The sequence below is a fragment of the Bacillus sp. H1a genome (assembly GCF_000633475.1).
Lineage (GTDB): Bacteria > Bacillota > Bacilli > Bacillales > Bacillaceae_G > Bacillus_A > Bacillus_A paramycoides.
In genome coordinates this window covers 1-26,592 of record NZ_AYMH01000033.1, presented here as the reverse complement: position 1 = coordinate 26,592, position 26,592 = coordinate 1, and the positions used below count along the sequence as shown (strand labels likewise).

General features: G+C 31.8%; 24 protein-coding genes and 3 pseudogenes. 14 read left to right on the top strand and 13 right to left on the bottom strand.

All coding sequences use genetic code 11. The features are described from left to right. Window positions 1-895 precede the first annotated feature (895 nt). From U860_RS0115785 to U860_RS0115775, 3 genes and pseudogenes are all read left to right on the top strand, one after another. Window positions 896-1,915: a DUF418 domain-containing protein gene (locus U860_RS0115785; RefSeq protein ID WP_025149311.1), complete on the top strand. Its 1,020-nt coding sequence runs from the start codon at window positions 896-898 to the stop codon at window positions 1,913-1,915. 220 nt (window positions 1,916-2,135) lie between these two features. Then, window positions 2,136-2,697 (top strand): annotated as a pseudogene (locus U860_RS0115780) (IS6 family transposase); the annotation flags it as partial. A gap of 83 nt (window positions 2,698-2,780) precedes the next feature. After that, window positions 2,781-2,951, top strand: a pseudogene (locus tag U860_RS0115775) (DUF523 domain-containing protein); the annotation flags it as partial. A gap of 22 nt (window positions 2,952-2,973) precedes the next feature. Here the strand turns inward: U860_RS0115775 and U860_RS0115770 are convergent. The 8 genes from U860_RS0115770 to U860_RS0115730 all read right to left on the bottom strand — a co-directional run bounded on the left by U860_RS0115770 (window position 2,974) and on the right by U860_RS0115730 (window position 11,873). After that, the gene (locus U860_RS0115770; RefSeq protein ID WP_025149308.1) at window positions 2,974-3,348 is read right to left on the bottom strand and encodes a YxeA family protein; all 375 of its coding nucleotides are present in this window, start codon (window positions 3,346-3,348) and stop codon (window positions 2,974-2,976) included. A 256-nt stretch (window positions 3,349-3,604) separates the two neighbouring features. Next, window positions 3,605-4,237: a recombinase family protein gene (locus U860_RS0115765; protein WP_025149307.1), complete on the bottom strand. Its 633-nt coding sequence runs from the start codon at window positions 4,235-4,237 to the stop codon at window positions 3,605-3,607. A gap of 579 nt (window positions 4,238-4,816) precedes the next feature. Next, window positions 4,817-5,005 carry an RNA chaperone Hfq gene (hfq, locus tag U860_RS0115755; RefSeq protein ID WP_025149305.1) on the bottom strand — a complete coding sequence of 63 codons (189 nt, stop codon included), beginning with the start codon at window positions 5,003-5,005 and terminating at the stop codon, window positions 4,817-4,819. Between the two features lie 314 nt (window positions 5,006-5,319). Then, window positions 5,320-6,828 carry a serine hydrolase domain-containing protein gene (locus U860_RS0115750; RefSeq protein ID WP_025149304.1) on the bottom strand — a complete coding sequence of 503 codons (1,509 nt, stop codon included), beginning with the start codon at window positions 6,826-6,828 and terminating at the stop codon, window positions 5,320-5,322. A gap of 494 nt (window positions 6,829-7,322) precedes the next feature. Then, window positions 7,323-7,901, bottom strand: a complete 579-nt coding sequence (locus U860_RS37005; RefSeq protein ID WP_029953001.1) for a hypothetical protein — start codon at window positions 7,899-7,901, stop codon at window positions 7,323-7,325. 197 nt (window positions 7,902-8,098) lie between these two features. After that, window positions 8,099-8,758, bottom strand: a complete 660-nt coding sequence (locus tag U860_RS0115740; protein WP_029953000.1) for a permease prefix domain 1-containing protein — start codon at window positions 8,756-8,758, stop codon at window positions 8,099-8,101. After that, window positions 8,748-9,101, bottom strand: coding sequence for a PadR family transcriptional regulator (locus U860_RS0115735; protein WP_025149301.1), 354 nt, complete (start codon window positions 9,099-9,101; stop codon window positions 8,748-8,750). The genes U860_RS0115740 and U860_RS0115735 overlap by 11 nt, the downstream gene beginning before the upstream one ends. A gap of 1,533 nt (window positions 9,102-10,634) precedes the next feature. Next, window positions 10,635-11,873 (bottom strand): YcaO-like family protein, encoded by a 1,239-nt coding sequence (locus U860_RS0115730; protein ID WP_025149300.1) that lies wholly within the window; start codon window positions 11,871-11,873, stop codon window positions 10,635-10,637. 322 nt (window positions 11,874-12,195) lie between these two features. Between U860_RS0115730 and U860_RS33450 the strand changes: the two are divergent. The 6 genes and pseudogenes from U860_RS33450 to U860_RS0115700 form a co-directional block, all read left to right on the top strand. Then, window positions 12,196-12,333: pseudogene (locus U860_RS33450) on the top strand (hypothetical protein); the annotation flags it as partial. Window positions 12,334-12,750: 417 nt separating this feature from the next. Beyond that, window positions 12,751-12,993, top strand: a complete 243-nt coding sequence (locus U860_RS0115720; RefSeq protein ID WP_025149299.1) for a DUF3937 family protein — start codon at window positions 12,751-12,753, stop codon at window positions 12,991-12,993. Window positions 12,994-13,193: 200 nt separating this feature from the next. Beyond that, on the top strand, window positions 13,194-13,628 hold the full coding sequence (locus tag U860_RS0115715) for a GNAT family N-acetyltransferase (protein ID WP_025149298.1): 435 nt from the start codon (window positions 13,194-13,196) through the stop codon (window positions 13,626-13,628). Between the two features lie 215 nt (window positions 13,629-13,843). Then, on the top strand, window positions 13,844-15,280 hold the full coding sequence (locus U860_RS0115710; RefSeq protein ID WP_025149297.1) for an IS4 family transposase: 1,437 nt from the start codon (window positions 13,844-13,846) through the stop codon (window positions 15,278-15,280). 457 nt (window positions 15,281-15,737) lie between these two features. Further along, entirely contained in the window at window positions 15,738-16,268 is a 531-nt protein-coding gene (locus U860_RS0115705; protein WP_025149296.1) for an RNA polymerase sigma factor SigX, read from the top strand. 3 nt (window positions 16,269-16,271) lie between these two features. Beyond that, a complete protein-coding gene (locus tag U860_RS0115700; protein ID WP_025149295.1) occupies window positions 16,272-17,219 on the top strand; it encodes a DUF4179 domain-containing protein in 948 nt (315 codons plus the stop codon). A gap of 470 nt (window positions 17,220-17,689) precedes the next feature. On the opposite strand, the gene U860_RS0115695 is transcribed toward U860_RS0115700, so the two are convergent. Together U860_RS0115695 and U860_RS36840 are read right to left on the bottom strand one after the other, a co-directional pair. Beyond that, window positions 17,690-18,274 (bottom strand): GrpB family protein, encoded by a 585-nt coding sequence (locus U860_RS0115695; protein ID WP_025149294.1) that lies wholly within the window; start codon window positions 18,272-18,274, stop codon window positions 17,690-17,692. An 89-nt stretch (window positions 18,275-18,363) separates the two neighbouring features. Beyond that, window positions 18,364-18,498 (bottom strand): hypothetical protein, encoded by a 135-nt coding sequence (locus U860_RS36840; protein WP_275887054.1) that lies wholly within the window; start codon window positions 18,496-18,498, stop codon window positions 18,364-18,366. 169 nt (window positions 18,499-18,667) lie between these two features. Between U860_RS36840 and U860_RS0115685 the strand changes: the two genes are divergently transcribed. Continuing rightward, window positions 18,668-19,660, top strand: a complete 993-nt coding sequence (locus tag U860_RS0115685) for a beta-channel forming cytolysin (RefSeq protein WP_025149293.1) — start codon at window positions 18,668-18,670, stop codon at window positions 19,658-19,660. A gap of 369 nt (window positions 19,661-20,029) precedes the next feature. Then, window positions 20,030-20,341: a heavy metal-binding domain-containing protein gene (locus tag U860_RS0115680; RefSeq protein WP_002107134.1), complete on the top strand. Its 312-nt coding sequence runs from the start codon at window positions 20,030-20,032 to the stop codon at window positions 20,339-20,341. A 359-nt stretch (window positions 20,342-20,700) separates the two neighbouring features. Here U860_RS0115680 and U860_RS0115675 read toward each other — a convergent pair whose 3' ends face one another. The 3 genes from U860_RS0115675 to U860_RS32445 form a co-directional block, all read right to left on the bottom strand. Continuing rightward, window positions 20,701-21,918, bottom strand: coding sequence for an MFS transporter (locus tag U860_RS0115675; protein ID WP_025149292.1), 1,218 nt, complete (start codon window positions 21,916-21,918; stop codon window positions 20,701-20,703). A 104-nt stretch (window positions 21,919-22,022) separates the two neighbouring features. After that, entirely contained in the window at window positions 22,023-22,472 is a 450-nt protein-coding gene (locus U860_RS0115670; protein WP_025149291.1) for a MarR family transcriptional regulator, read from the bottom strand. Between the two features lie 469 nt (window positions 22,473-22,941). Further along, window positions 22,942-23,718 (bottom strand): PhzF family phenazine biosynthesis protein, encoded by a 777-nt coding sequence (locus U860_RS32445; RefSeq protein WP_025149290.1) that lies wholly within the window; start codon window positions 23,716-23,718, stop codon window positions 22,942-22,944. A 417-nt stretch (window positions 23,719-24,135) separates the two neighbouring features. Here U860_RS32445 and U860_RS0115655 point away from each other — a divergent pair, with 417 nt between their 5' ends. The 3 genes from U860_RS0115655 (at window position 24,136) to U860_RS0115645 (ending at window position 26,109) form a co-directional block, all read left to right on the top strand. Further along, window positions 24,136-24,411, top strand: coding sequence for a hypothetical protein (locus U860_RS0115655; protein WP_000550339.1), 276 nt, complete (start codon window positions 24,136-24,138; stop codon window positions 24,409-24,411). 332 nt (window positions 24,412-24,743) lie between these two features. Beyond that, window positions 24,744-24,935 carry a hypothetical protein gene (locus tag U860_RS0115650; RefSeq protein WP_017762595.1) on the top strand — a complete coding sequence of 64 codons (192 nt, stop codon included), beginning with the start codon at window positions 24,744-24,746 and terminating at the stop codon, window positions 24,933-24,935. Window positions 24,936-25,410: 475 nt separating this feature from the next. After that, complete coding sequence (locus U860_RS0115645) at window positions 25,411-26,109, top strand: NADH dehydrogenase (protein WP_025149289.1); 699 nt, start codon at window positions 25,411-25,413, stop codon at window positions 26,107-26,109. Window positions 26,110-26,592 lie beyond the last annotated feature (483 nt).

Here is a 26,592-nt window from a genome sequence, read left to right as displayed (position 1 = left end):
CATTTCATTAACCTTACATTTTTGTTATATTGAGTGATACCTCTACATGCAAGTTATCAGAAATCTTGATGGCATTTGTAAAAATAAGCGGGGAATAATTCCATTTGTATAGGTGAAGAGTATTTGATGCCTTACAAAAGAAGTAGATAAATATAGGGTTGTCCATAGTTTTTTTGCATATAGTGTGGATGAGGTGATGTAAAATGACTAAAAAAGCATCTCTACTTAAACTTGGAAATGAAAAATAACGAACACTAAAAATCGAAGAAGTATTCTTATGAGCTTTAGAAGTCAATTTTATAAGACTGAAAGATCAAGAACCTCCTGATTAATCAGGAGGCTTTTATTTATGGACTAAAACCACATGTTATATTTTATGTACCCAAACAAAATGCTCCCCAATATAAAAGCCTCAATCTTGCCATTCGAAAGGCAAGGGAGAAGTTTCTTGATAATATAAGCGATAAAAGAAACTCAGCCATTTAGACCTCATCTGTTCAGCTTATAAGACTCACAATACCATTGTACGTTTAGACATACTTTAGTAATTCCGTATTCTTTAAGCATAATCATTAACATAACAAAATTGTAACGTTAGTGTAAGGAACATACATCTTTCAATTGAAAGATATATGATAAAGTCATATGTGATCAAACGAAAACGGAGGAATGTTAATGTGAAAAAATATGTAGGCATTTTATATTATTAATTATTTTTACAGTAGTAGGTGAAGAATTTGCAATATGAAAAATTTGGATATATCAGAGTTTTCAGTGCAGATCAAAATAAAGAGCGGTAAATTTTCTTATAATATTGTAGGATTAACATCACTCAATGGAATAGTACAGAGACAAAAATCAATAAAATTTGAATGTAGGAGCATAGAAAATAAACATGAAAACTGAAATTACTAACAACAGGATAGATTTATTAGATTATTTAAGAGGATTTGCTTTGATAGGGATTTTGCTAGTGAATGTTCCCTTTTTTCTTTTAAAAGTGGATTCTCCATCGCCAAACTCTATTGATGCATCATATCAACGTTTTTTATATTTCTTTGTAGAAGGACGCTTTATGCCAATTTTCACTTTTTTATTTGGTATAGGATTTTATATCTTTATCACACGTGCAAAAGCAAAAAATGATAATGCATATCGTCTATTTTTAAGAAGACTGGTTGTATTATTTGCAATGGGCTGTATCCATTTTTATTTTGTCGATGATCTTGATATATTAACATTATATGCAGTGTTCGGACTTTTTCTAATCCCTTTTTATAGAGTAAACAAACATATCAATTTGATATTAGCACTATTAGGAGTAATGTACGTGAGTTATCTAGGTGATAAAATTTTATTAATATTCACCTTATTTTTATTGGGACTTACAGCAGGGCAATATCGTATATTTGAGAATATATCGAAAAACATATGGAAATATAAGGTTTTTACAATCATTGCATTTATTTTAAGTATAATTGGATTATGGATTCAATATACACATATGCCTTCAACTATAGTCGATATGCCAACTAAGGAGGCAATGGACTCGAAAATTTTCATAAAAATTGGTATTGCAATTGGTCCTATTGTTTCTGCGAGTTATGTAGGGATATTAATATTATTATTACAATATTCATGGGTACAAAAGCTATTATCTCCCTTAAAAAACTATGGTCGTATGTCGTTAACAAACTATCTTGGTCAATCCGCTTTAGTGTTGGTATTTGGATATTTTCTACAATTATCAGGGAAAGTCACTGTCACTTATATCCAAACTCTGTTTCTTTGCATTGGTATATATGTGATTCAATTAGTATTTAGTACGCTGTGGCTTCGATACTTTAAAATGGGACCCATAGAATGGTTATTAAGAACGTGCACGTATTGGAAGGTAACGTCCATAAAAAAATAAAATGCAACTTTCATTAAAAACAGAATCTATTTAGATTATGTTTTTAATGAGTGTTGGGAAACCCTAACTGGTTTCCAACACTCTGGAATTTTTTAAGATTTTAGTGAACAAAAACAGTAAAAAATGATAGAAATACAAAAAATAGCCCTTCACCTGATCCTTTTTGGTCAGGTGAAGGGCTATTTTTTTGTAAACGTCAAGTAACTCCAAAGTATACAATAGAGGAATAGAAATAGTTCATACAACTATTACTATTATGCGGTGGGTATATCAATATGGTCCTCAGCTGGATCAGCGCATCTGATATCATCTCAAACAAACGAATGATCCGACGAAACATACATCAAAGTAAAAGGACAATGGATGTATCTATATCGTGCGATAGATTTTAAAAGAAATAAGATTGACTTTTATCTGAGTACAGCTAGAAATCATAAGGTTGCTAGGCGATTTCCCAAAAAATTCTTGCGGTCTTTTTATGTTTCAAAACCTCGCGTAATCACAGTTGATAAAAATCCAGCATATCCAATAGCCATAGGACAATTGAAGAAAGAAAAAAAGATGCCAACAGACATCCAAACTAGACAGATAAAATATTTGAATAACATAGTAAAACAAGATCATCGTTTTATCAAGAAATGTGTGCGCTCTATGCTGGGATTTAAGTCATATAAAACAGTAACTTCTATATTGAGTGGTGTGGAAGCCATGCATATGATAAAAAAAGACAAATTGATTTACGGGATCAGTCTGCCCGAAATCGGAAAGAATTTATCCACTGAGTGTTGGGACTTATAACATAAAATACGGTTCCGTTAGGAAGCTACTATCATTCATGTTCTTCTTCATATATTTGCACCAGAACCTCGTTTTAAAAGAACGTAGCCCATCTTGTGCTAGTTCTACTATTTACACTGGAGAATTTAATGGAAATAAACAAGATGGTTATGGCGTAACAACAGCTCTATTTAAAAGACATGGATTCACAGTCATTTCAGAAGAGGATTCTGAAAACAGAAAAGGATTTGACCTTTAAGACCAAATCCTTTTTATTTCTATTATTTCGCAGCTAGTTTTTCTTTCACTTTCGCAGGAAGCTCGTCCTTCTTCACTTCTTCCCAACCTGATACACCTTCTTGACCTTCTTTATCAGAATAGTAGACGCGTATGAATGCTTCTTTACGAAGGTTTTTTCGAGTATTGAATTCTAATTCTTTTTCTTTACCGTCTTTATCAAATCCAGTTAACTTATAATCAAAGCGTTTTGATGTTTCGCCGTTATCAGCTTTTTTAGTTCCATCCGTTGTAATTTGAACATAATATTTATCCTGAGATAATTTACCCAAATGATGTAAACCCGGATTCCAACCAGGACCTACTAATAGGGTTGCAAATACGACTAAAATACTAAAAAGTGCGATATATTTTTTCAATTCCTTCACCTCATGTGTTTTTGTTATATTGTTATCTTAAATCTTTCTCCACAAAGAAGAAATGTAACAACATAACATTAACATTACACTTTTGTTAGATAGTAAAAAAATCGGATGTACAATCATTCAAATATGAATATTTCTTCACTTTAGTAATAGTTATTCCGTCACCAATCAAAATACGTACAGATTCTAAATTTGGATGGTTTGCTATAGTTTCGTTAAAGTGTTGGTGATACGCTTTATAGGAAAATCCCTAGTTTACTTTTTCATATTCCTTCATAATTTTATAAAAGGTATTTTTCTTTAGTTCTAGCATTTCCATAAATATAACAGCAGTTATTTCTCCACTTTTCCATTTTGAATAAGTTTCTTCTATTATATTCATTTGTTGTTTACTTAAGGTCGAAAGGTTCACCTGAGGACGGCCTAAATGTTTTCCTTGAGACTTAGCTACTGCAATACCTTCCGCTTGTCGCTGACGAATCTTTTTACGTTCTTGATCCGCAACATAGGAAAGCAAAGATAAAAATTGATCTTCCATTAATCGGCCCATATCACCCATCTCACGAAATTTCCGACTATCAAATAATGTTTCATTTTCTAAAACTACGATATCAGCTTGTAATTCTCTTGTTATATACTTCCATTCTGAAATTACCTCATCATAATTGCGGCCCATACGATCTAAGGCATCTATGTAAACAATATCACCTGTACTTAATATTTTTCGTAATAATTGATATTGAGGGCGATTAAAATGTCGTCCACTTGCTTTATCGACAAAAATACGCCGAGCTTCCACTCCTCGCTCCATCATCTTATGTAATTGACGTTGTTCATTTTGATCTTTTGTACTTACACGTATATATCCATAAATATTTGCCAAGTTTAAGATTCTCCTTACATTTGTTACCTCAATTATACCATTTTCGTTTATAAAGGTGTTCATTAAAAATAAACGTTTACAAAGTAATTCCAATCACCTTTATAAACTTGATATTTCAATGTTTCATAGATGTGCTACATCTGTTTGTAAAGGTATACCTTTATAAACATGAGGTTTTTGATACGAGAAAATGTGTACCTTAAGTGAATTTGAAAGTAAACTAATGGGTAAAAGTTTACATTCGGATTTCGAATCATTTATAGCTATTTTTGTAATAAATTTCTCAATATTGATATAGATGTTAAATATGGGTTTTATATCGAAAATTAACAAAAAATATAATATCATAAAAATTAAGATGGTTTGTGTCACTGGTTTTTCCCTTATGCTTAAGATAAGATCATCCTCTCCGATCTTATCTTTTTTTTTGGATTTGTAACAAAAAAAGGAATCCTTATATATAATAAGGATTCTGCAACAGGAAATAACAAAATATAAACAATAAAAAGAATTACTTATATTATAGTTTACATATTAATAATATAATATTGAGAAATATTTACATAAGCCCAGTATGTATTACGTAGCAAGTGTAGAGATTGCTTGTTTGTAGATTAGTTGTTGTTTACCATGAACCATCATTAGGACAGTAAATTTATCTGTTGCAAGGATTTGCCCACGTATTGGAACCCCACTCTTTAAAAATAAAGTGACTTCCTCTTTTTTACCTTTCAATTGTTCATACATGTCTTCTTGTGAATTGTGCACATCGTTTCCTCCTTTTTTATAATCGTATCATAAATTAATTGAAATGCTGTGTCTTATATGTATTTGCAACAAATGTATCCAAAGGGTACGATTCATGCCACAAGTGCATAGTAAAAGGTGTCCCGCCCCATCGCTATCAAGCTAAGGTTTTATGATGCCCCAAAAACAATAATTTTTTACATTTTTACTCTGTGGATGTCAATTTTACTATTTTTGGGGTATTTATTTTTACTAGCTTGATGGATATGTGGGGCGGTACTCCTTGTAAACCCTTAAGTATTTAAATATATAATTTAAATTATATCATTGTCTGATTATTGTTTTTTATTACTTCGAATTTTCGGGAAAAATCCACTAATTAATAATGCCATAATCCACGCCATTATTAGAATAAAATTTATTGTATTGCCAGAATTTAAACTTAAAACCTTCCACAAATAGGAAGCACAAAATACGAGCATAGCGGTAATAATAAGTAAAAATATCCTAACCACTAATCTGATGTAAGGTTTCTTCTCGTGCTTAATAATGAAGGTTCCTCTACCTTTGTACAATCTAATCACAAACAGAAGCAAATATACACCAAGTGTGGCTCCAATAACAATTGATATAATTGAGTTGTGTTTTCTCTGCTCAGCGAGAGAGAAGTAACTTTCAGGTAATTTTCCAGTTTCATATTCAATCCATGCGTGGTAAATATCCTGTCTTAAGTCTATACCATTTTCACTATTCGTAAGGATTACCAATCCATCCTTTGTATTAGGAATCAAACCATAAAAAGAATGCCAACCTCGATTGTCACCGGAATGATAAATTAATTTCCATTGATTAGATAACTTTTTTTCAAATACACCTAAACCATTCTCCCCTAATACCGGCTTTTGCATTTCCTCGACACGTTCACTTTTGATGACACCATAACCTTTATTTTTATAATTATTCGCATCCATGCTTGCAAGTATCAATGTCATCATATCGGCAACATTTGTCTTGAGACCTGCAGCAGCCTGTTCGGTAAATTGATAACTAGGGAGTTCCTCTCCAAAATATCCATAGGCTTTCGAAAGATTAGGATTTTCAGGTCGTTGTAGGAATGAACTAGATTTCATTCCTAAAGGTTTCATAATTTGTTCCTCCATATAACGATCAAAGGGCATTCCGGTAACCTCTTCGATAACAAGTTGCAAAATTGTATATCCACCACCAGAGTAAAGTGTTTCTGAACCGGGTTTTTTGGTAACCTCCACTGGCTCATTAAACCATCCTTTTCCAGACAAAGACTCCTCGATAGAATCAAGATGTTTCCCGGGTGCAACCCCAAGATATCCTTTATGTGCAGATAGCCCTGCTGTGTGGCTTAATAATCTTCTTATCGTGATTTCATTATTATTGAACTCTGAATTAGGTAAGTTCCATTTGGTTAAAAATTTCCCAACGGGATCATCGAGTGATAAACGACCTTCGTCTGCGAGATGTAGGATTCCCCACGCTGTAAGGCTTTTAGATATGGAACCAGCCTGAAATAAAGTATCATCACTCACCGCTTTTTTTTTCTTTTTATCTACATAACCGTAGTTAAGTGTATAAGCAATACGACCCTCATGTACAATACCTATTGCAACCCCTGGTACATGATAATTTTCCTGCCATTTTGGTACCTGTTCATCCATCTTTTTCTTGAAGTTCTCTACACTCCTATCAGTCAACGCACCCGATTCTGCCCTCACCACTTTCGTAAACCACGCTTCATTCGTAATTAATATGAAAATGATTAAACATAAAATACTTTTGAAAATTATCGATGCTTTTTGCCTATTCTTCATTTACTCCACTCCCGTTTTTCAGAATATTCTCTCCTTTATTCAGAGTATCTCATTCGAATATCCAGTTCTATCGATTTTTATTACTTAACCTTACAAAATTGTAATAAAAATCAACAAAATTAATTACTCAGGGGGTTTTACTGTCCTTTATCCAAGGAGAATGAATTTAATCCACAAAATAGACATGAGTTTATTTTGTGTTTAAGTTAATGACCCTAAGATACTAGTTTAGTTGACCTGATAGCTATATTTCCATACCCCTAAAAATTTATAATAAAAAAAGACACCCTAAGGTGTCTTCCTGCGACTTGAACCATCTTAATTTTAATAATATGTATTGGACTCCCATCCGAATATTATTTTACCATGTTAAGTAATATTTGGGTACCGCCAGCAATTTTGAAGAAAAACACGCTAAGCAAAAAATACAATAAGCTGCCCATATGGACAGCTCATTTACATAATTATCGTTATCAGAAGTTGTTTTTAGATGATCAGTTCTTATATTTTATAATAGTGCCATTTGTATCTTTAAATTCTAAAACAGTCGTAATAAGATCAAAAGACTTTAAATCATCATCTAGTTTATTAGGAAGGATCACGTACCATAAACTCCATCCTTTATACTTTGTTTCATTTGGTAAGAATTTATCCAAATCTACAATATGTCCTGGGGTAGATTCATATGATACCTTGCTAATAGATGGGTTCTTAAGATAACCAGAAATAACTTTTCCATTTGATATTCCCATAGTAGGTGATATACCAGAATCTTGTACTTCTAACTCACTTACATTTGTTGCTCCTGTTATCCCACTAACAGTCCATTTCCCATTTTCTATTTCTAAATCTGCTATTGAAATGTAATTTTCAGGTGTAACAAAAAAGGCTATTTTTCCATCTATTTTTATAATATGTTTTAGAGCATTATATTTATCTAGTTCTGTATTATTTGTTGTTTTTAATCCTTGTTTTAATGCTTCTTGTTGTGTGTCGTATCCTTTTGAAATTGAGCAGCCACTAATGATAAGAATTAGGGAACCTAATATAAGGTGTTGTGATAAGAACCATATGTTTGTCGGAACGGCAAGCTTATGCTTCCAAAAAAATAAAAGGATTTGGACACAAAATAACCGATTCCCTGTACGTTAAGGAATCGGTTATTGATTTTACTGCTTAATGGTTGTAATTTAGTCTCTTCCTAATACAAAGTTAATACATATACCGACAAGAGAATATGTAGGGTGCTTGCGTTTGAATTATTGCTCCCTTATATCTCCCTGTATTTTAAACGACTTCTCCCAGTCAGTAGAAGGGATAAAAGAATAGCCAAACTAATCAAAATGGCTACCATGAATAAGATTATTGCAACAAGTTTTATTGGAAGGAAAAAAATGATAATTGATATACACAAACCATAAAGGAAAGTTCCGATTGCTAAAATGTAATATCTAGCACGGATCTTATTCATTGCATAACGTTTACGTGTTTCTTTTATTAGTAAACTATGAATAATTAACAACATACCTGGAACAGTGAAAAGACAAGAGATAACCCAAAATAATTGTGATCCAAGTAAATAATTTGCTATTAAGGATGCGAATATCCCAAAAAGAAATAATAATATTCCAACAATCAATCCTTTTGTTGAAATATGTAGTGCTTCTTTAGAGTCAATAGATTGTTTCGTTCCATCTTGACCATACAATCGCATTTCTTCCACTAAGTCACTTAAATCTCCAATTGAAATGACTCCTTTTTTAAAAGCATCTTCTTCTGTATAACCTTCTTTAATCATTTCTGAAATTCGTTCTTTTAAATTTATAAATAACTCTTCTTTCATATCAAATAATTGCTGTGTTCCTTTTACATCTATAAACTGTTTATCGATGTACTCTTGTATTCTTTCATCTAAATTTTTATTTCTCATTAGCACCTGTAATTGCTCCTTTAATTAAATGATCTATAATCTCTTTCGCAATGTCCCACTCTTTTTTACCATTTTCGTAAAAACTTATACCGGATTCTGTGATGCGGTAATATTTTCGTCTTCCTCCTTGAGTTTCATCTCCCCAATAGGAAGAGATATAGTCTTCTTTCTCTAATCGACGAAAAGCTGTATATAAAGTGGCTTCCTTTAATTCATATTGATTGTCACTTAATTCAATAATCCGTTTGTATATTTCATATCCATAACTATCACCTTGATGAAGGACGTTTAAGATGATCATGTCCGTATGCCCACGGATTAAGTCTGTAGATATAACACTCATTACACTTCACCTCTCGTAGTATAATGTACAACAAATTACTTTGTCTGTCAAAGTAATTTGTAAAAAAAGTAGGATGAAATACCTGATGCTGATAATAGGTATTTTTATTGTTTTAACATTCACGGCAAGTTTATGAGTTAATAATTAATCCACGGCAAATTTATGCTTCCATTTACCTTGAACAATTAGATAAATATCTTCTAAAATAAGCGAATTCCGGCAAGTTTATGCTTCCAATTGCGGCAAACTTATAGGTAAAGTGACAGGTGTTTTCTAAGTTTTTTATACAAAAGCTTTCCTCCTTATATTTTGTTAAAATATGGATTATTTATATTCTATCACGAAGAAATTAGAATAAGTCGTACATTTTTTGATGTATATTCTATACATATGCGGTTAACATAACGCATCATTATCGGTAGCAAGGAAAAGGAGGAACCCTACTCTCTCAAAGGAACCTCCTTTTTTCGTTCTATGGACCTATGCATTTTTTTATACATTCCTATTCTGGCGCGGTTTTAGGTTTCTCGTTTGTTGTTGGATCAACCAAAAAACTATATTAAATCTTGCATGTTCTTAGCGTGGTTTTTTTCCAAAATGCTGGCGGTACCCCATATAGATGTTAAATGTGGGTTTTATATCGAAAATTAACAAAAAATACAATATCATAAAAATTAAGATGGTTTGTGTCACTTGTTTTTCCTTTATGCTTAAGATAAGATCATCCTCTCCGATCTTATCTTTTTTGTGTGGATTTATAATACGAAAAAAGAATCCTTATAACAAGGATTCTTCAACAGGAAATCATCACCATTAAGTTAATTTAATATTACAAAGTTCCATTGTGGCACTTCATTCCTTGAATCGTTTCCGTACCCCTATTTCTAAGAAAAAACAGGATTGGAAATATCTTTCTAAAATGAAATAAGAAAAAGATCACGGATTTATATGTAGTACCCTACTACTTAAATATGGATCTACAAACAAAAAGAACTAGTATGATACTAGTTCTTTTTGTTTATTTAGAATAAATAAAATTTTAAAAACACATGAATATTCATGTTACCATATATTATGACACTCAATTTTGTTTATACCATACAACAAAACTAAACTAATCCCTTATCTATTATAGATAAGGGATTAGTTTGTATAAATAATTTTTATTTAACAATTTTAATCCTGTCCAGAGATTAAAAACCATATTAAAAGTTTAACATAACCCCACTTATCGATATTCAATATATCTAGAAAAATCCCTTCAGTTTACTTTTATATGGTTTTTCATCAACACTCATCCCCTTTTACCATCTAAATGCATACATACAACTATCGTATCACATTTAAATTTAAATACGGCTCTAGGTACATATTTGGCCTCACCATATCAAAAAAAGAAAATTTTACGTTTAGACACATTTTAGACGCAAATTAACCGGTTCCCTGTACGTTAAGGAACCGGTTATTGATTTTACTAATTTTTTTCCCGTAATGGTCGATTGTTTTTTGGTTTAAATTCTTATAGGATGTTTTTTATAAACTGGACTGTAATTTAAGACTCTTTTTCATACCTCTTTCGGACGGGAATACCAATTGACCATTTGTAATCAATAAAAAACGCTCCATTTGTGGAATTAGTACATGTATGATTTTTATACCATTGGAAAACTCTTTGACTGGAGAATAATAGATAGAAAAATGTTGTTGGTGTAATCGTTCTTGCAGTTCTTCGATGTAAAGTATTAAATTACGTTCTGAAAATCTCGGTAAATCCTCAAACGAAACATAAGTGGCTGGAAATTGATTAAATACGGAGCACATATTCATTTCTGCACAAGCATAGTGACGAGGATACGGCTGTAATTGATTCAAAAAATGCTCTCGATGTGCTAACTCATCACCAATATTTGCAGAAGCGATATGATTCACCTGAACCAGTTCTGTAATACTTCGCAAGATAGCATATTCAGGGTATAAAGATGTACCAAGCCCAAATATACCAGTATGCTTTTTATTTTTTGTAACAGCTAATATAGTTGGAATTGCAACTTCCGTTGTAATATCCAATAGTATAATTTCCTCTTGTAATTCCTCTTCTGCGTGTACAATCGTTTCTTTTAGGGATGGTGAAAGTGTATTTGGATGAATTATTTTTAATGTATGATCTGGCATATCATAGTAGAAATGCCGAAGTAAAAATAAAGAAAAGGCATCCCTTTCAATGACTTCATTCGTTGCATGTATAATTGCCTCATGTAAAGTGGAACCAATGGCTGTGCCACTATTAGAACTGTATCGTTGTACCTTCTGATACTGATAAGTATCCGTTTCAATTGGATGTTGCATATAATGTGGATTAGCAATGAAAAATGGGTACCATACATGTTGTTGTGTATTATTCAAAGAATAGTATTTTTTACAAAGTAATTGTTGATCTGGTTCCTCTACTATCAATTGCATAACACGCTCTCCTTCAAATATTGGGTTCTTCGCAATATGATGAGAAGAGAAAAAATCACACTCTTTCATTGATATATTCTCCAGAGTATAATGCTCTAAGGCCTCAAACAATGCGCCTAATTCATTGTACTTCCCTTTTCCTACACCGAATGATTCAATCTGTTGATTTAAATTAAATAATTCCACATATGTGGTTTGTATTTTATCTCCAAAAGCTTTTTTTTTCACTGAAAAACTTAATTCTTTGAACGTATCCATAATACGTTGATGCGCAGTTTCTTCTAAGGTTTCTCTTTCCCAGGAATATAGCATTCTAATAACCTCCAGTAAAATAAATTAAATAAATACAATTTTTCATGAATTTATGTATAGATAAAGAGGACATCATAAGAATGTCCTCTTTATCTTCTTTATTTTTTTTCTTGTAGTTTCTGTAATTCTTTTGTTTCAGACACTGTTAATTTAGGTTCATGCTTTTCACTTGTTACTATAATCCAACGTCCCATTATGAACTCCTCCTTTATTATATAATCATGTGGTACATCTAAATTATAGGTGGAGAATATTGGGGGAACAACCTATTTTTATGAAAATTCAATTTTCTCAATAAATTCTATTTCTATAAACATTTGATGCTCCAAAAAACCTTCGTAAAGAAGCATTCCTACGCGTCTACTACTCTGATAAAGAAGGTGAAGGTGTATCAGCTTGGGAAGAAGTGAAGAAGGACGAGCTTCCTGCAAAAGTAAAAGAAAAACTAGCTGCGAAATAATAAAAATAAAAAGGATTTGGCCTTAAAGGTCAAATCCTCTTCTGAAATTAATGTGAATCTTTAATAATCTAAGGCCATTACGAGAGAAAAATCATATAAAAAAGTAGTAAAGTAAGTAGCCGGTTCCTTAACGTACAGGGAACCGGCTAAAATGTGTCCAAATTATGTCTAAACGTACAATTTTCTTTTTTTAATATGGTGACCCCATGCCCATCAACTTAAGACTTTAAAATTCCCCAAAACGAAAATTTTGTGCATTATGCTCGTTTTTATTGTTTTGAAGTAACCCGTTCTTTTTAGCTTGATAATGATGGGATGGTACGCTAATTAGACAAGTTACAAATATAATTGACAGAAAAATGGATATTTAATATAATAATTTTAATATTATGTTTACTTAATTTAAAGAGGTGTTATATGTTTAAAAATAAAAAAGGAATTCGACTTGGTTTGTGGTTATTTGTCTCTTTATCTGTAATTCAGTTTACTATTGGCTATATAGAAGGATATTATAAAGCCTCTACAGGTAATGAATTATTAATTTCAGAAACATGGAAAACAGTATTATTAGATGTTCCTGAAGGAATACTTGTTATTTTAGGAGCAATCGCTTTATATCAATTTACAAAAAAAATACCAGGAAAAAAGGCCTCTGTATAGAGTTTTTTTCTGGTTGTTATTTTGAGTACCATCCCATGGCTATTAAGCTAACATTTTGAAGTGCCACCATAACGAAAATTTCTTCTGTCCATTTCTGGAAATCTTTATGTGAGTTAAGGGTGCAGGTTAGCCGAAGAAAAGAAAGGATTTCCACGAGGGTTATGGAGTATTAAGTGATGAGAGAACGAGGGGGATTTTGAATGACACTACATATTAGTAAAGAATTAAATAAAAACGATAAACAATATATTGACGATGAACTTTACAGGTTCAATTTAAAGCATTTCCCAAAAGATTTGGGAGGTAGATATGAAGAAATCAATTTATTCCTTAAGGATGAAAAGGGCAAGGTTCGTGGTGGAATACTAAGTGCGGTATGTTGGAATTGGCTGGAGATTTATACTGTTATATTAGATGAGGACATTCGACACTCTGGGTATGGGACTAAATTATTATTAGAGCTAGAGAAAATTGCTTTAGATAAAAAATGCGATTTCATAAAAGTAGATACCTTAAGTTTTCAAGCGTTAGATTTTTATAAAAAGAATGGTTATCAAGTGTTTGGCAGTATAGATAATGTAGGAAGAGACTTTGAGCATTATTATTTAAAAAAAGACTTGAAAGTTAAATCATAGTTGATATACAAAGGGTGCAATAGTTTAAAGTAAATGGGTCTTTGGTGAAAATGGGACGCTGGGGTAGTCCTTTTTTCTTGTTCAATAAACTCGTTAGCATCTCTGGAATAAGGGGTCACCACATGCCCATTAACTCAAGAGGTTTTAATACCCTCAAATGCCCATTAACGTTATCCTTTCTAAACAGGCTAAATTAGAAAGGATGACGTTTTTTTATGATTCTCTCGATTCAAGGTGAACTACAGCCATTTGCGGAAGAATTACAACGATATGTTGCACCTGTATTTTTAGAAAAACTTGCAAGGGAAGTCGGATTTATAAAGAGAAAACGTAAGTTTTCTGGCTCAGACTTAGCTACTATGTGTATTTGGATTAGTCAACAGGTGGCAAGTGATTCCTTAGTCCGATTATGTAGCAGGCTTCATGCAGCCACTGGTACTTTACTCAGCCCTGAGGGCTTAAATAAACGTTTAAATGCTAAAGCAGTTTTGTTTTTACAACATATTTTTTCTTTACTGTTACAACAAAAAGTATGTGAACAAACGCAAATTTCTAACCATTTCTTCTCTTATTTCCAACGAATTCGTATCCTAGATGCCACCGTATTTCAAGTGCCAAATGCTTTAGAGAATGTATATCCAGGATCTGGAGGATGTGCTCAAAAAGCTGGAATCAAAATCCAATTAGAATATGATCTACACAGTGGGGAATTTCTTAACTTTCAAGTTGGACCAGGAAAAAATAATGACAAAACATTTGGTACGGAGTGCTTAGATACCTTACAACCTGGAGATTTATGTATTCGTGATTTGGGTTATTTTTCATTGGAAGACTTAGATCAAATGGATCAACGCGGTACATACTATATTTCTCGTTTGAAATTAAATACGAATGTATATGTGAAAAATCCAGACCCAGAATACTTTAAAAATGGTGCAATGAAGAAACAATCGGAATACCTACAAATCGATGTGAAACAAATTTTAAACCAACTACAACCTGGAGAAACATTGGAATTAAAAAATGCTTATATTGGTGATAAACAACAACTGTTTGCACGTGTTATTTTTAATCGATTAACAGAAAAACAACTTCAAAAACGACGAGCGAAAATTTCGGAAAAAGAAAAATCCCAAAATAGATCGTACTCGGAGAAAAGTAAAATGGTAGCGGGATTAAACGTGTACGTGACGAATACACCTTGGGAATGGGTTCCGATGGAACAGGTACATGAGTTATATACTTTGCGTTGGCAAATAGAGATTGTCTTTAAAACGTGGAAATCACTCTTCAAAATAGACCATTATCGTAATGTAAAACAGGAACGATTAGAGTGCCAATTATATGGAAAGCTAATCGCTATTTTCCTTTGCTCCTCTACTATGTTTAAAATGCGCCAACTTCTTTTGCAAAAGAAAAAAAGAGAATTAAGCGAATATAAAGCGATAGGAATGATCCAAGATTATCTATATCTTTTGTATCAAGCTATACAGAAAGACACCCAAGAAATAACAAAGATTCTAATCCGTCTATTCCACCTATTACAGAAAAATGGGCGGAAATCTCATCGATATGAGAAGAAAACAGTCTTCGATATTATGGGTGTTGTCTATGAGTATAGTGGACTTAGAAAACAAAAGAAAACTGCATAATCTTTAAAAATGATACCTACCTAGGTTTATTTGGCATGCTCATTTTTAAGAATAAAAAGTGTTTTAAGAGTGTTGTAGTTTATTTGAACGAAAGTTCATTTTGTTTCCGTTCTTAAGTTGATGGGCATGGGGTCACCATATCATTTTAAGAAAATTGTACGTTTGGACACAATTTGGACGCATTTCAGCCGGTTCCCTGTACGCTAAGAAACCGGCTACTTACTTTTTTATATAATTTTTCTCTCGTAATGGTCTTAGATTATTAAAATTTGTTTTTTGGTTTAAACTACACAAATAATCTAAGAAACCAAAATGATTTTAATTTTTGCATTCATCTGATTGAAAGATGAATGTTTTTTTGTACATATAAAAAAAAAATAAGAATTTTTGTCACAAAAATCATTAATTCGGGTTCTATATAATACAGGCATCAAATGAGAGTGAGGTTTTAACCGACATGTTTAAGATTAAAAGGGAAGAAAGGCCTGTTTCGGATGTGACATTTGAAGATTTGTTTAAACAAAACTATGTGTACGTTGTGAAACAGATTGTTTGGATTGTCAAAAACCAGACGATTGCTGAAGAATTGGCACAAGAAGTATTTTTACAGTTATACCGCAACAATTGGAAGGGGATTGAGAACTTATCTGGATGGCTAATAAAATCTTCTACTTTTGTAGCTTATAAGTATTTACGATCCGAAAAACGACATCAGGCGAGAGTAGATAAAACCATACAATATCATGAAGTACAGCACATTTCATCCCTAGATGATGATTGGATTAGAAAAGAAGAAATTACAAAAGTACAAATGGCGCTTAGTGAAATGAATGAGAAAGATCGAACCATTTTATTAATGAAATTTTCTGGTTTTCAATATAAAGAAATTGGAGAAGTTCTTCAAATCGACATATCATCTATTGGAACATTATTAGTCCGAGCCAAGCAAAAATTTCGTAAAATCTATCAACAATTAGAGGAGGCGTAATAAATGAATTGTTATGATATGGGGTTTATTCAAGCATATATAGACGGTGAATTATCTGATGGGACAAGAAAAGAATTCACAAAACACATAGATACTTGTAACGCATGCCAAGATTTATTACTCGAAATCACCAAATTAAATCAATGGGAAAATGTCAAGTTAGAGGAAGCAACAATACATTCATCAAAAGAAATCGAGATTGATGTTGACCAAGCGTGGAAAGTATTTGAAAGTCACGCAAAATTAGAAAATGTTTCTTATATCAATGAAAAAACTGAACCGCAGAAGGGATTGTTTACAAATATGAATAAAAAATCAAAACGTTTCATGTATACTGCAGTAGCGGTAGCAGGGCTTTTTGCAACAGCCATGATTCCACAAGTTCGAGTTGCAGCTACAGATGTTGCCTCTTATTTTTCCAATGCAATTTCAAATGATACGATTATTGATGAAGGAAGAGACGTTACAAAAGGGCAATTTATTCCTCTTGATGAAAAGATTACAGATCAAGGTGTTACAGTACATCTGAAAGAATTATATGTAGCAGATGCACGTATATCCGTTCATTACAAAATTGAAAAAGAAAATGGAAATGTAGTACCGTTTGAATTTGATACAACAGGGTTACAACTTGAAGATGACGGCAAAGTAAATGGTCAACAAGAAAAAAACCCAGAGTATAAGAAAAATGGGTACTTCGGACAATTAGCATTTATTCAAGGAGCAAGTGATGGACCATTCGAACTAAAAGCATCAGGTGCAGAATTAAAGGGAATTGGTATTCGTTTTAAGGATAGACCAGAAGGTGTCATCACATTTATCGAAGGTCCTGAAGGGAAAGATTCCTTTAAACAACCACTTACATTAGATGTAAATATAAACAGGATTGGAAAAGTATCTGGTTCTTGGAAAGCCCAACTTCAAATTGATCCTACCAAATTAAAAAAATAAAGTAAGTTCAAATGAAAAAAAGAATAGAACGATGTGTTTCCAATACCATGCTTATATTCTTCCTTGTGTTACTTGCATTTATTTCATACATGATTTCTACTATATCTTTTTTAATTTCATAATCATAAAAAAGCAGTAAAGTAAGTAGCCGGTTCCTTAACGTACAGGGAACTGGCTGAAATGTGTCCAAATTGTGTCCAAACGTACAATTTTCTTTTTTTGATATGGTGCCCCCTTTTAAGGAAAGCATCTGTGAAAATTACGTGAATTTTTCGATAAATAAAAAATAATATATTGTTCCCCCATAATTGTAGCTTTGAAATAATGTTTGATCAAAAACACCTTACAAGCTAGCATTTCACAATAAATACAAAGCATCCATTTTGAAAAAAGATTGATCAAAATGAATGCTTTGTTGGCATATCAAGGACTTATTTTGTAAAAAAGTTTGATTTGAAATAAAATGCTTATTAGTTTGGGTTATATTTGTATTCAAATTCCGTTTTTGCAATTTTAGTGTATTTGTTAACAAACTCTGTTTTTGCTTCCGTATATCCGTCTCTATCATATTCATATTTGTCCATTAAGGTCACTTTTAAGTTACTATATTCTTGGGCAACATCTTTATGCAGTCGTAAAAAATCTCTAAAATATAATTCATTCCAATCCCCTATATACCTAACATGAAGATGAAATACTTTTTCGGCAAATCCTTTTTCTGTATAGCCTTTCAAAAACATCATATGAGGTGAAGGCTTTTGTGGTTGCTTTTCAAAAATATATCCGTTTTTCTCCAACACATTCACTAAAAAATTCAAATTACAGTCTTCTGTTATTTCAAGCAATATATCTATCGTTGGCTTTGCTAATAACCCGTTAACAGAAGTACTTCCTATGTGATTTATTCGTTCAATATATTGATTACTGATTATGTTGTTAAGTAGTTTTTCTTCTTGTAAATAACAATCTTTCCATATTGAATTATGTTCTTTCAGAATAATAGGAAACAGTTCCCATAATTCTTCTAGTGACATTTCTGATAAACTCTTACCCACAATACAATCCTCCATTCTGCTTAGTAAACCGTTTTTATCAAACTTTGTTTTAAATTATCAATCTTTTTTACAAATTATCACACTTTATTTTAAATCAACAATAATAGCTTTTTACAATCTAAAATAAAGCCAATATCTTCACAAGAAGTAACCTCATTGTAAATACGTTCAATAACTTCAGCTGCATATTCTTTATCTTCATATGTTTCTGCTAATCTCTTCATAGGTTTTGAAGTATCCCCTAAATGAAAATTTCTCAATTTCATCTTTCTATGAAATTAAATGTAATACTTTTGTTATATTTATGAAAGAAAATTGCAAGAAATATAAATTAGAATCTGTTTATCGACATATATATTTCTACTATTTTTTTTTATGAAAGGAAATTAAACAATGGCTCCAAAGAAAAAAACTAAAACATTTGTACAAACTCTAGCATTGGCTACCACTATTGTTAGTGGATCTTTAGCATTTAATTCTTCATTTGCGCACGCAGATTCTTTACCAAAAGTTGAAGATATAGGACAAGGCGCGAAAATTATGCATAGTCTAGATTCAACTTATAATGCTGACGCAAACATAAAAAATTCAATAAAAGTTTCATTTATTGATGATCCAAATACTGATAAAAAATATGCAATCGTTTTTACAGAAGGAAGTAATATTGCTTCAAGTTTTCTGCGTAACCCTGAAACACCATCTGCAGCTTCGTTGGTCTGGCCATCTGTTTTTAAAACAGGGTTAGAAATTACAAGTAATGACAATGCAAAATTTTATAAAGTGGCACCTAAAAATGAAATTGAATCAAAAACAGTAGCTTCTACAGTTTCATACAATGTAGGTGGAGGTTTAGAGATTAAACCAGAAGGTCCATCATCATCTGCATCAGCCGGTGCATCTTGGTCTAATACTATATCATATGAACAACCAGACTATAAAACGTTTGTAACAAATAACACAGATAAAAAAGTAGATTGGAATGTAGAATTTAATCAATTTTATAATAAAGGATATGGACCTTATAATAGAGATTCGGGTGGTTTTTATGGTAATGAACTATTTATGAACTCACGTACCGATCCATTCATTAATGCGGGAGATAATTTCACATCAGACAGTCAACTTCCAGCTCTAGTAAGATATGGTTTTCAGCCAAGTACAATGGCAATTATAATTGCAGATAAAAATGCAACTACAACGGATTTATCTGTAAAACATGCTAGAGAAAACGATGTGTATCTCTTATGGTATAATGGTATAAAAGGTTGGACAGGAGAAAATCACAAAAATTCTACGCGTGGCAACTTTGGAACTATAGATAATTATAAACTTGATTGGAAAAATAATAAAATTATTCACCAAAGTTCTGGTCTACAATCGAATTAACAACAAATTCTTATATATATGGGTCTCGCCAACCAAATGACATAAAACCCACACTAATACATTTTTTTGGAAAATGAAAATCCGATTTTCCCCCGTTAAGGAATTTCGGATTTGATACTTTACTTCCGGGATGGTCTTAATGATTCTAAAGTAGTTGATTGTTTGAATTTAAATTTATCCCTCCAAGAAAGTTAATATGCTCCCATCCAAGTGGAGATATATGTTGTAAATAGCTTTTTTGTTTTACTACCTTACAGAACTGTCATCTTTATGTAAGGCTAGGAGATAGTTACTTTACTGTCTCCATGTAATAATAAGAGCATCAGAAATAACAATAAATTTTTTAGAGATTATAGGAGCGTGTTAATAATGATCGTAACAACAACTAATACAATTCAAGGAAAAGAAATTATTGAGTATGTAGACATCGTAAACGGTGAAGCAATTATGGGTGCAAATATTGTGCGTGATATCTTCGCTTCTGTTCGTGACGTTGTCGGTGGCCGTGCTGGTGCATATGAAAGTAAATTAAAAGAAGCTCGTGACATTGCGATGGAAGAAATGAAACAACTTGCAACACAAAAAGGAGCAAATGCGATCGTTGGTATCGATGTAGACTACGAAGTGGTTCGCGACGGAATGTTAATGGTTGCTGTAAGTGGTACGGCTGTACGTGTATAAATAAATAGATAAAAAACTGTACCTCTAATTCTTAGACATAACTAACAATTAGGGGTACAGTTTTTATGGTCAAATATTCTTTGAACACTGGATGCATAGATAGCCGTGTTATGAATAACTTTCCTAATAGGCCTCACCATACATGCCCATCAACTTAAGAAAACAAATCCACCCCAAAACGAAAAAATGAGCTTTTTTATTACAAGTTAGTACAAAATTTCGTTCTGGGGGTAGTTGTATCTTCTTAGCTTGATGACGATGTGGCGGTACCTCTTCTTTTTACAGGAAGAATTGGTGTTTTAACATTGAAAAAATGTTTAAATAAATAATTTCGACATATACATTTGGATTATTTATCCTTACCACTTTACTTGAGTTTGTTGTCCGTCTACTATTGTTGCTGTACTATCTTTCACTAAAAAATGAACAATCGGTAGTACTAGAAAACTAGCCATTGCACATAATATGCCAATAGATAAGAATGTCTTTCCGTGAACTAATAGCCAGGAAGCACTTGCAGATGCAAACATCATTCCAATATACATCGCTGAGCTATTAAGAGCCATTACGGTACCCCTTACCTTTGGACTTAATTCTGAGATTAAAGCAGTTAATGAAGATTGTCCAAACCCAATTGATGTACTCCATACTACGTGTACAATAATTGCAGATATTAAATGTTCAGTTAACAATGAGAAACTAACAACCCCAATTGCAGCGATAATAGTAGCAATTGAAATAACTACTTTTTTACCGATTTTATCTGCTAATTTACCACCTATGACGTTGCCTATAATACTACCTGCTCCCGCCAAAAAAATTACCATTCCTGTTTTTTCTACACTAAAATCAAAATTTTCTTTGTAATAAACTCCAATATAAGAAAACATCCCCTGTAAACCAATAGTCCACAAGAAAGTAGATAATAATGCAAAGAATATAGATGTATTTGTAAACGCAGTTTTAATCGCCGACACCATTGCCACTGGTGCAGACACTGGAATTTGATTAGTTGGTGGCGTTTTAGGCAACATGATCATTACAATAATTGCAACCAACATTGCTAAAATCCCTATACCATAAAAGGTCCATTGCCAGTTACCAACAGAAGTTAAGAAAGCCCCAATCGGTACTCCTAAGACTGTTGAACCAACCATTGCCCCCATTACCATTCCCATTGCCGTACCACGCATTTTATAAGGTATTTTATCACCTATCATTGCAAATATACTTGGCATAATCATAGCTCCTGATAACCCTGTTAATGCACGGAAAACTAAAATTGTGTTAAAATCTTGAGTTAGTCCTGTACAAAAAGTTCCTATTGAAAATATAAACATTCCTGTTACAATCATTTGTTTACGGCCAAATTTATCAGAAATCGGTCCGAAAAATGGAGCTGTTAATCCATAAAATAAAGCGTAAGAGGTAATTAACCACCCTCCTTTTCCCATCGGTGTTGCAGTGGATTTGGCGATATCAGGAATTAAAGGTGATACCACTAAAGAATCCATTCCAACAAAAAATGCTACAACTGCTAGTAGAAACAACATAGGTTTAATTCCTTTGTCATTCACTTAAATCTCTCCTTGTCTTTCGATTTTATTTCACATATGAAATATATATCCAAACATATACTTCATATATGAAGTATATGTTTAAACAAAAGTGTATCTATTAGTTACACTTTTGTTATTCCTTTTTCAACATTTAATAAATGGCGTTTATGGTCTTTGAGAATTTCTGATAAAGTTATAAATTTTTCTTCATCAAAATAAGAAAAGTTTTCTTTAAGAAATACCTTATATTGAATATTTACTTTTTCTTTTGTTTCTTTACCTTTTTCAGTTAAATATACCAGGGTTTCTCTTTGATCAGCTGGATTTTTAGTAGTTGTTACAAAACCATCTCTCTTCATTCGTTGAATCATAGTAGTAACATTACTAGGAGCGCAACCAATTTTTTGTTTTAAATCAGACATAGAAGTTTTTTCTGAATCTGATAACACTTGTATTACTCCAAATTGAACTATACTGATGTCGAATTGTTCTAATTGACTTTCCAGATTATTTTGTAATTGATGATATACATCTCTAATTAAAGTATATAATTCTCTTGCCACTATTTGCATAGAAAACACCCTTTCTTCAGAGAATGAAGTCTACACTAGACAAATTAGATGTTAATAATTATATTTTCTGTCAAATAATGAATATGCTACTTTACAACTATTCCTACATCTCTCTCTTATTTCTCTGAAAGCTACCATATATTTCATATATGAATTATATGGCATAAATAAACAACAGTCAATTCTTTATAATATTCTTGTTCTCAAAGGGGTAGCACAACATTGCTATCAAGCTAGCAAAATTAAATTTCCATCAAATGAAAAAATACGCCATCCTTTCTACATATATTTCTACAAAAAGAATAGCGTTTTTTTGGAATTATAGATATAAATTCATCTTAGATTGATGTCCCTACTATAAATTAAATAAAGAACTTACCCTCAACCACTTTTTTACCAGTACCACCTATATAAAGTTCTATATCTTTTTCTTTTTTAGATATAAACATTTCTATTAAACAAGGCATTTTTACAATCGTACCTTGCTCAGCTCGAAGGTGAATATACTTTTGCTTATTATAATAATTATTAGCAAGATATGCTCCAACAGCAGCATTCCCCATTCCACAAGCAGGATCTTCCATGCCTTCCCTGGGCACAGATTTCTAGTGTGGAAATCAAAATCCTCTCCATAAGTATCAAATGTGAATATTTGTACTTCGCGAACACCCAAGTTCTCACACAACTCTTGTAACAATTGAATATCGCGTTTAACTGACATTAATGCATTTAAAGAATTTACTGCTATCACTAAATATTTCACGCCTAAATCAATCGTTTGAATCGGAAGATTGAAAGCAATATCTGCTTCATTAATTCCCAAAGTATTAGCGATTGTCTTTTTGTTTATTATTGGTGAAATGAACTTAGGAGAGCTTTGCTTCATTTTTACAAGCACTTGATTTCTAACATTATCAATAACAACTTCACGTATTCCATTTTGAGTTTCAATTTGATATATATTTTTTTTACTGAGATCAATCTTCTTGGAATTTACTAGTGCCATAAATGCTGCGATTGTTGGATGCCCAGCAAGCGATACTTCTTTATTAGGAGTAAAATAACGAAATAGAAAATCCGCATTATAAGAGGGATAGACAAATACTGTCTCCACAAGGTTTATCTGTTTAGCGATGTTTTGCAAAGTATTATTATCTAAACCACTGGGATCAAAAAAAACAGCTGCGGGATTTCCAGTCAAATTTTCACCAGAAAAGCTATTGATTACCATAAATTCTTTTTCCAACTTAATTCTATACCTCCAATATTCAATCTATGTAACTAATTTTAATATAAACTAATTCCTATTTTAATGGTCTAAATTCTTGTAAAGAATTTTCTAAACTTGCGTGTACTAGTAGGATTAAAAAATTTTCGTTTTGGGGGTGACCTATTTTCTTAGGTTGATAGCAATGGGGTGGTACCCCTACTAGAAAAATTGTCTCCGCGTGAACGTGAAGAACTTGAAAAATTTAAAAAGAAGCAAGTATCTCTAAACTAGAGGAAAATAAAAATAAAGAAAAGAGGTTGCCCAAAAGTAACTATTCAGCGACTTTTGGGACAACCTCTTCTTTTTGCTCTATACTTTCAAGAAAATTTAGAATAAAATAAAAATATAGTCATCTACCTATTATTCACTAATGAAAAGAAAAGGGGTAGCGAAATGCACTTGAAGTATGGGAAGCACATTAATATATCATCTATTGTTCTAACTTTGTTCTCTTTTTTAGCAATTGTAAGTTTCTCTACCTGGTTGAGTAAATATTCAATTCCCAACCTTTCTAATATGCTTAAGGTAACGATGTTGAGTGCATTTATTCTTGGAATTATAGGGTTTAGACAAGAGAAAAGCGCACTAGCGATTATTATTATGGGAATATGTGCCTTTGCCCTAGTCGTTCTATATACTTATGCGGTTATAAGTTTTCTTGAGCATTAAACACCATGAAAAAGAAACGAACATTTTTGTTCGTTTCTTTTTTTGGGGATGATTATTATAAAATAGCCTCTTCTAATAATTGAGTGCTGAATCCAAGAATTGATTTTTGTGTGGCTTTAAAACAAAGTTTGATAATTTATAAAAAAGTCTGGTCGTTTAAAATAAAGATTGATAATATGTAAAAAAGTTTTATTGCAGATCTATAAAATAGTTGTTGCTAAAGATGGTGTGAATTGGAATTCCACTCCATCTTTTCTTTTTAATCTTGTATAATAAATATAATGATATTTATATATTTTATATTAAACAATCAAATAGGAGGAATAAATAATATGTTAGATAAATTAAAAAATCATTTTAAAGATGTAAATTTAGTATGTTCACAATGTGGTAAAACAATCGAACATGGTGAACAATTTGCAGTTTCTTTAGTATTACCTGAAGAAAAAAATATGCCTGTTGGACAATTAGATAAAGTATTAGCTAAGAGAGCAAACGAAATTTTATGTAGTAAATGTAGATAATACTGAAACAGGAGTGAATCTTCACTATTCGCTTGCTAAAATGATCAAATTTTTTTATAAAAACACAATATATATGCACAAATATAGAAGCTATTTTAATCAATCTTTTTTCAAAATAGCTTCTATTTTTTACTGTAAAGTAAGGGTTTGAACGCACTTTTTAATCAAACTTTAATTCAAAGATACATTTTGAGTGTTATTTTCATGATCTTTTATAATGATATATGGAACGCCCTGTACGTTAAAGGAATTATACTTTTCTTTTCCTTCTGGGGTATTAGGGGTACCACCCCATCGCCATCAAACTAAGAAAAGCGAATACCCCAAAACGAAAAAATTGAGAACGAGAAGTGATTTTTTATTGGCCTATATCCTTTATGTAGATAGTCACAAGAGTTAATATGTATAATATATAAACTAAAGAATAGTTGTTATAAAATTCGTAACAAAAATTCATATGGAGGGTATTAAAAGTATGGAGAAAAAAATCTTATCTGAGACAGTAAATGACATGATATTATCTGGTAAGAAAGTTGATACAATTAAAAATATAGATGAAATTAAAAGAATATTTGCCAATGAAGGAATACCCATTTTTGATAAAGTAATTGATTTTCAAGTATCATTTGGTGGCATTTGGTATAAAATTGGTGAAAGATTTTATAAGGGTTTCCAAATGGATATGTTTTACTTCAATGAATTTGAAGCAAAATATGAACTTAAATTTTTTAAAAAAGAAAACGGAAAATACTATGTTCAATGTATGGATTATCATTATGCAGGAGATTTTGGACCTTGTATTGATGAGGATGGGAAAATATATGATTTCTGCATGGGAAGTTTTTTCATTAGAGCTGACAATATAGAAGAATTTTTAGACGATGATGCAATTAAATATTATATGGTTAATAAGCATAAAACTTGGCTAAAACGTGGGGCTAAAATTAGTGAAATTGATGAGTTTAAAAAAACGGAAGCTTTAAATAAAATTAAGAGAGAATCATTTTCAGATAAATATTTTGAGTGGTGGTGCAATACCGAAGAAACAATTTTTGTAAGAATTGATTTAGTAAATAAATATAGTTATGCAGAAGTATATTGTAAAGATCAAAAGATATTAGAGCAATTGTATAAGTCGGACATACCAGTAAGTGTTTTTCCACCTAATAACTGAAAATAAATATTAATTTTGAACCAAAGTAGTTTATTTTAGAGGTCCGGCCACATCGCTATCAAGCTAAGGTTTTACACTATCCATAAAGCAAAAAAGACGTTATCCTTTCTGTAGAATTATAGGAAAGGATGGCGTTTTTTTATGGATTTTTCGATTCTTGACGAACTTCAACCGATTGCTGAAGAATTACAACGACATATGTCTCCTCATGTTCTAGAACACCTAGCTAGGGGTACGGAAACGATTCTGGGTATGAGGGGCCACTCTGGAAAGATATTCAAAAAGAGTCAAATCATAAAATAACTTGACTCTAAATAATTAAGCTCTCTTTAATGGAGTAATATCACAATAATTTAATGCAAATGACTTTAGAAATAAGAGAACTTCTTCTGTCAAAACAAGATCTCCTCTAGAAGATAAACAAAAATGATGCCCAGACCAGTCAGTATAATGCGCATTTTCAGTAGTTACTGTCCCAATAGG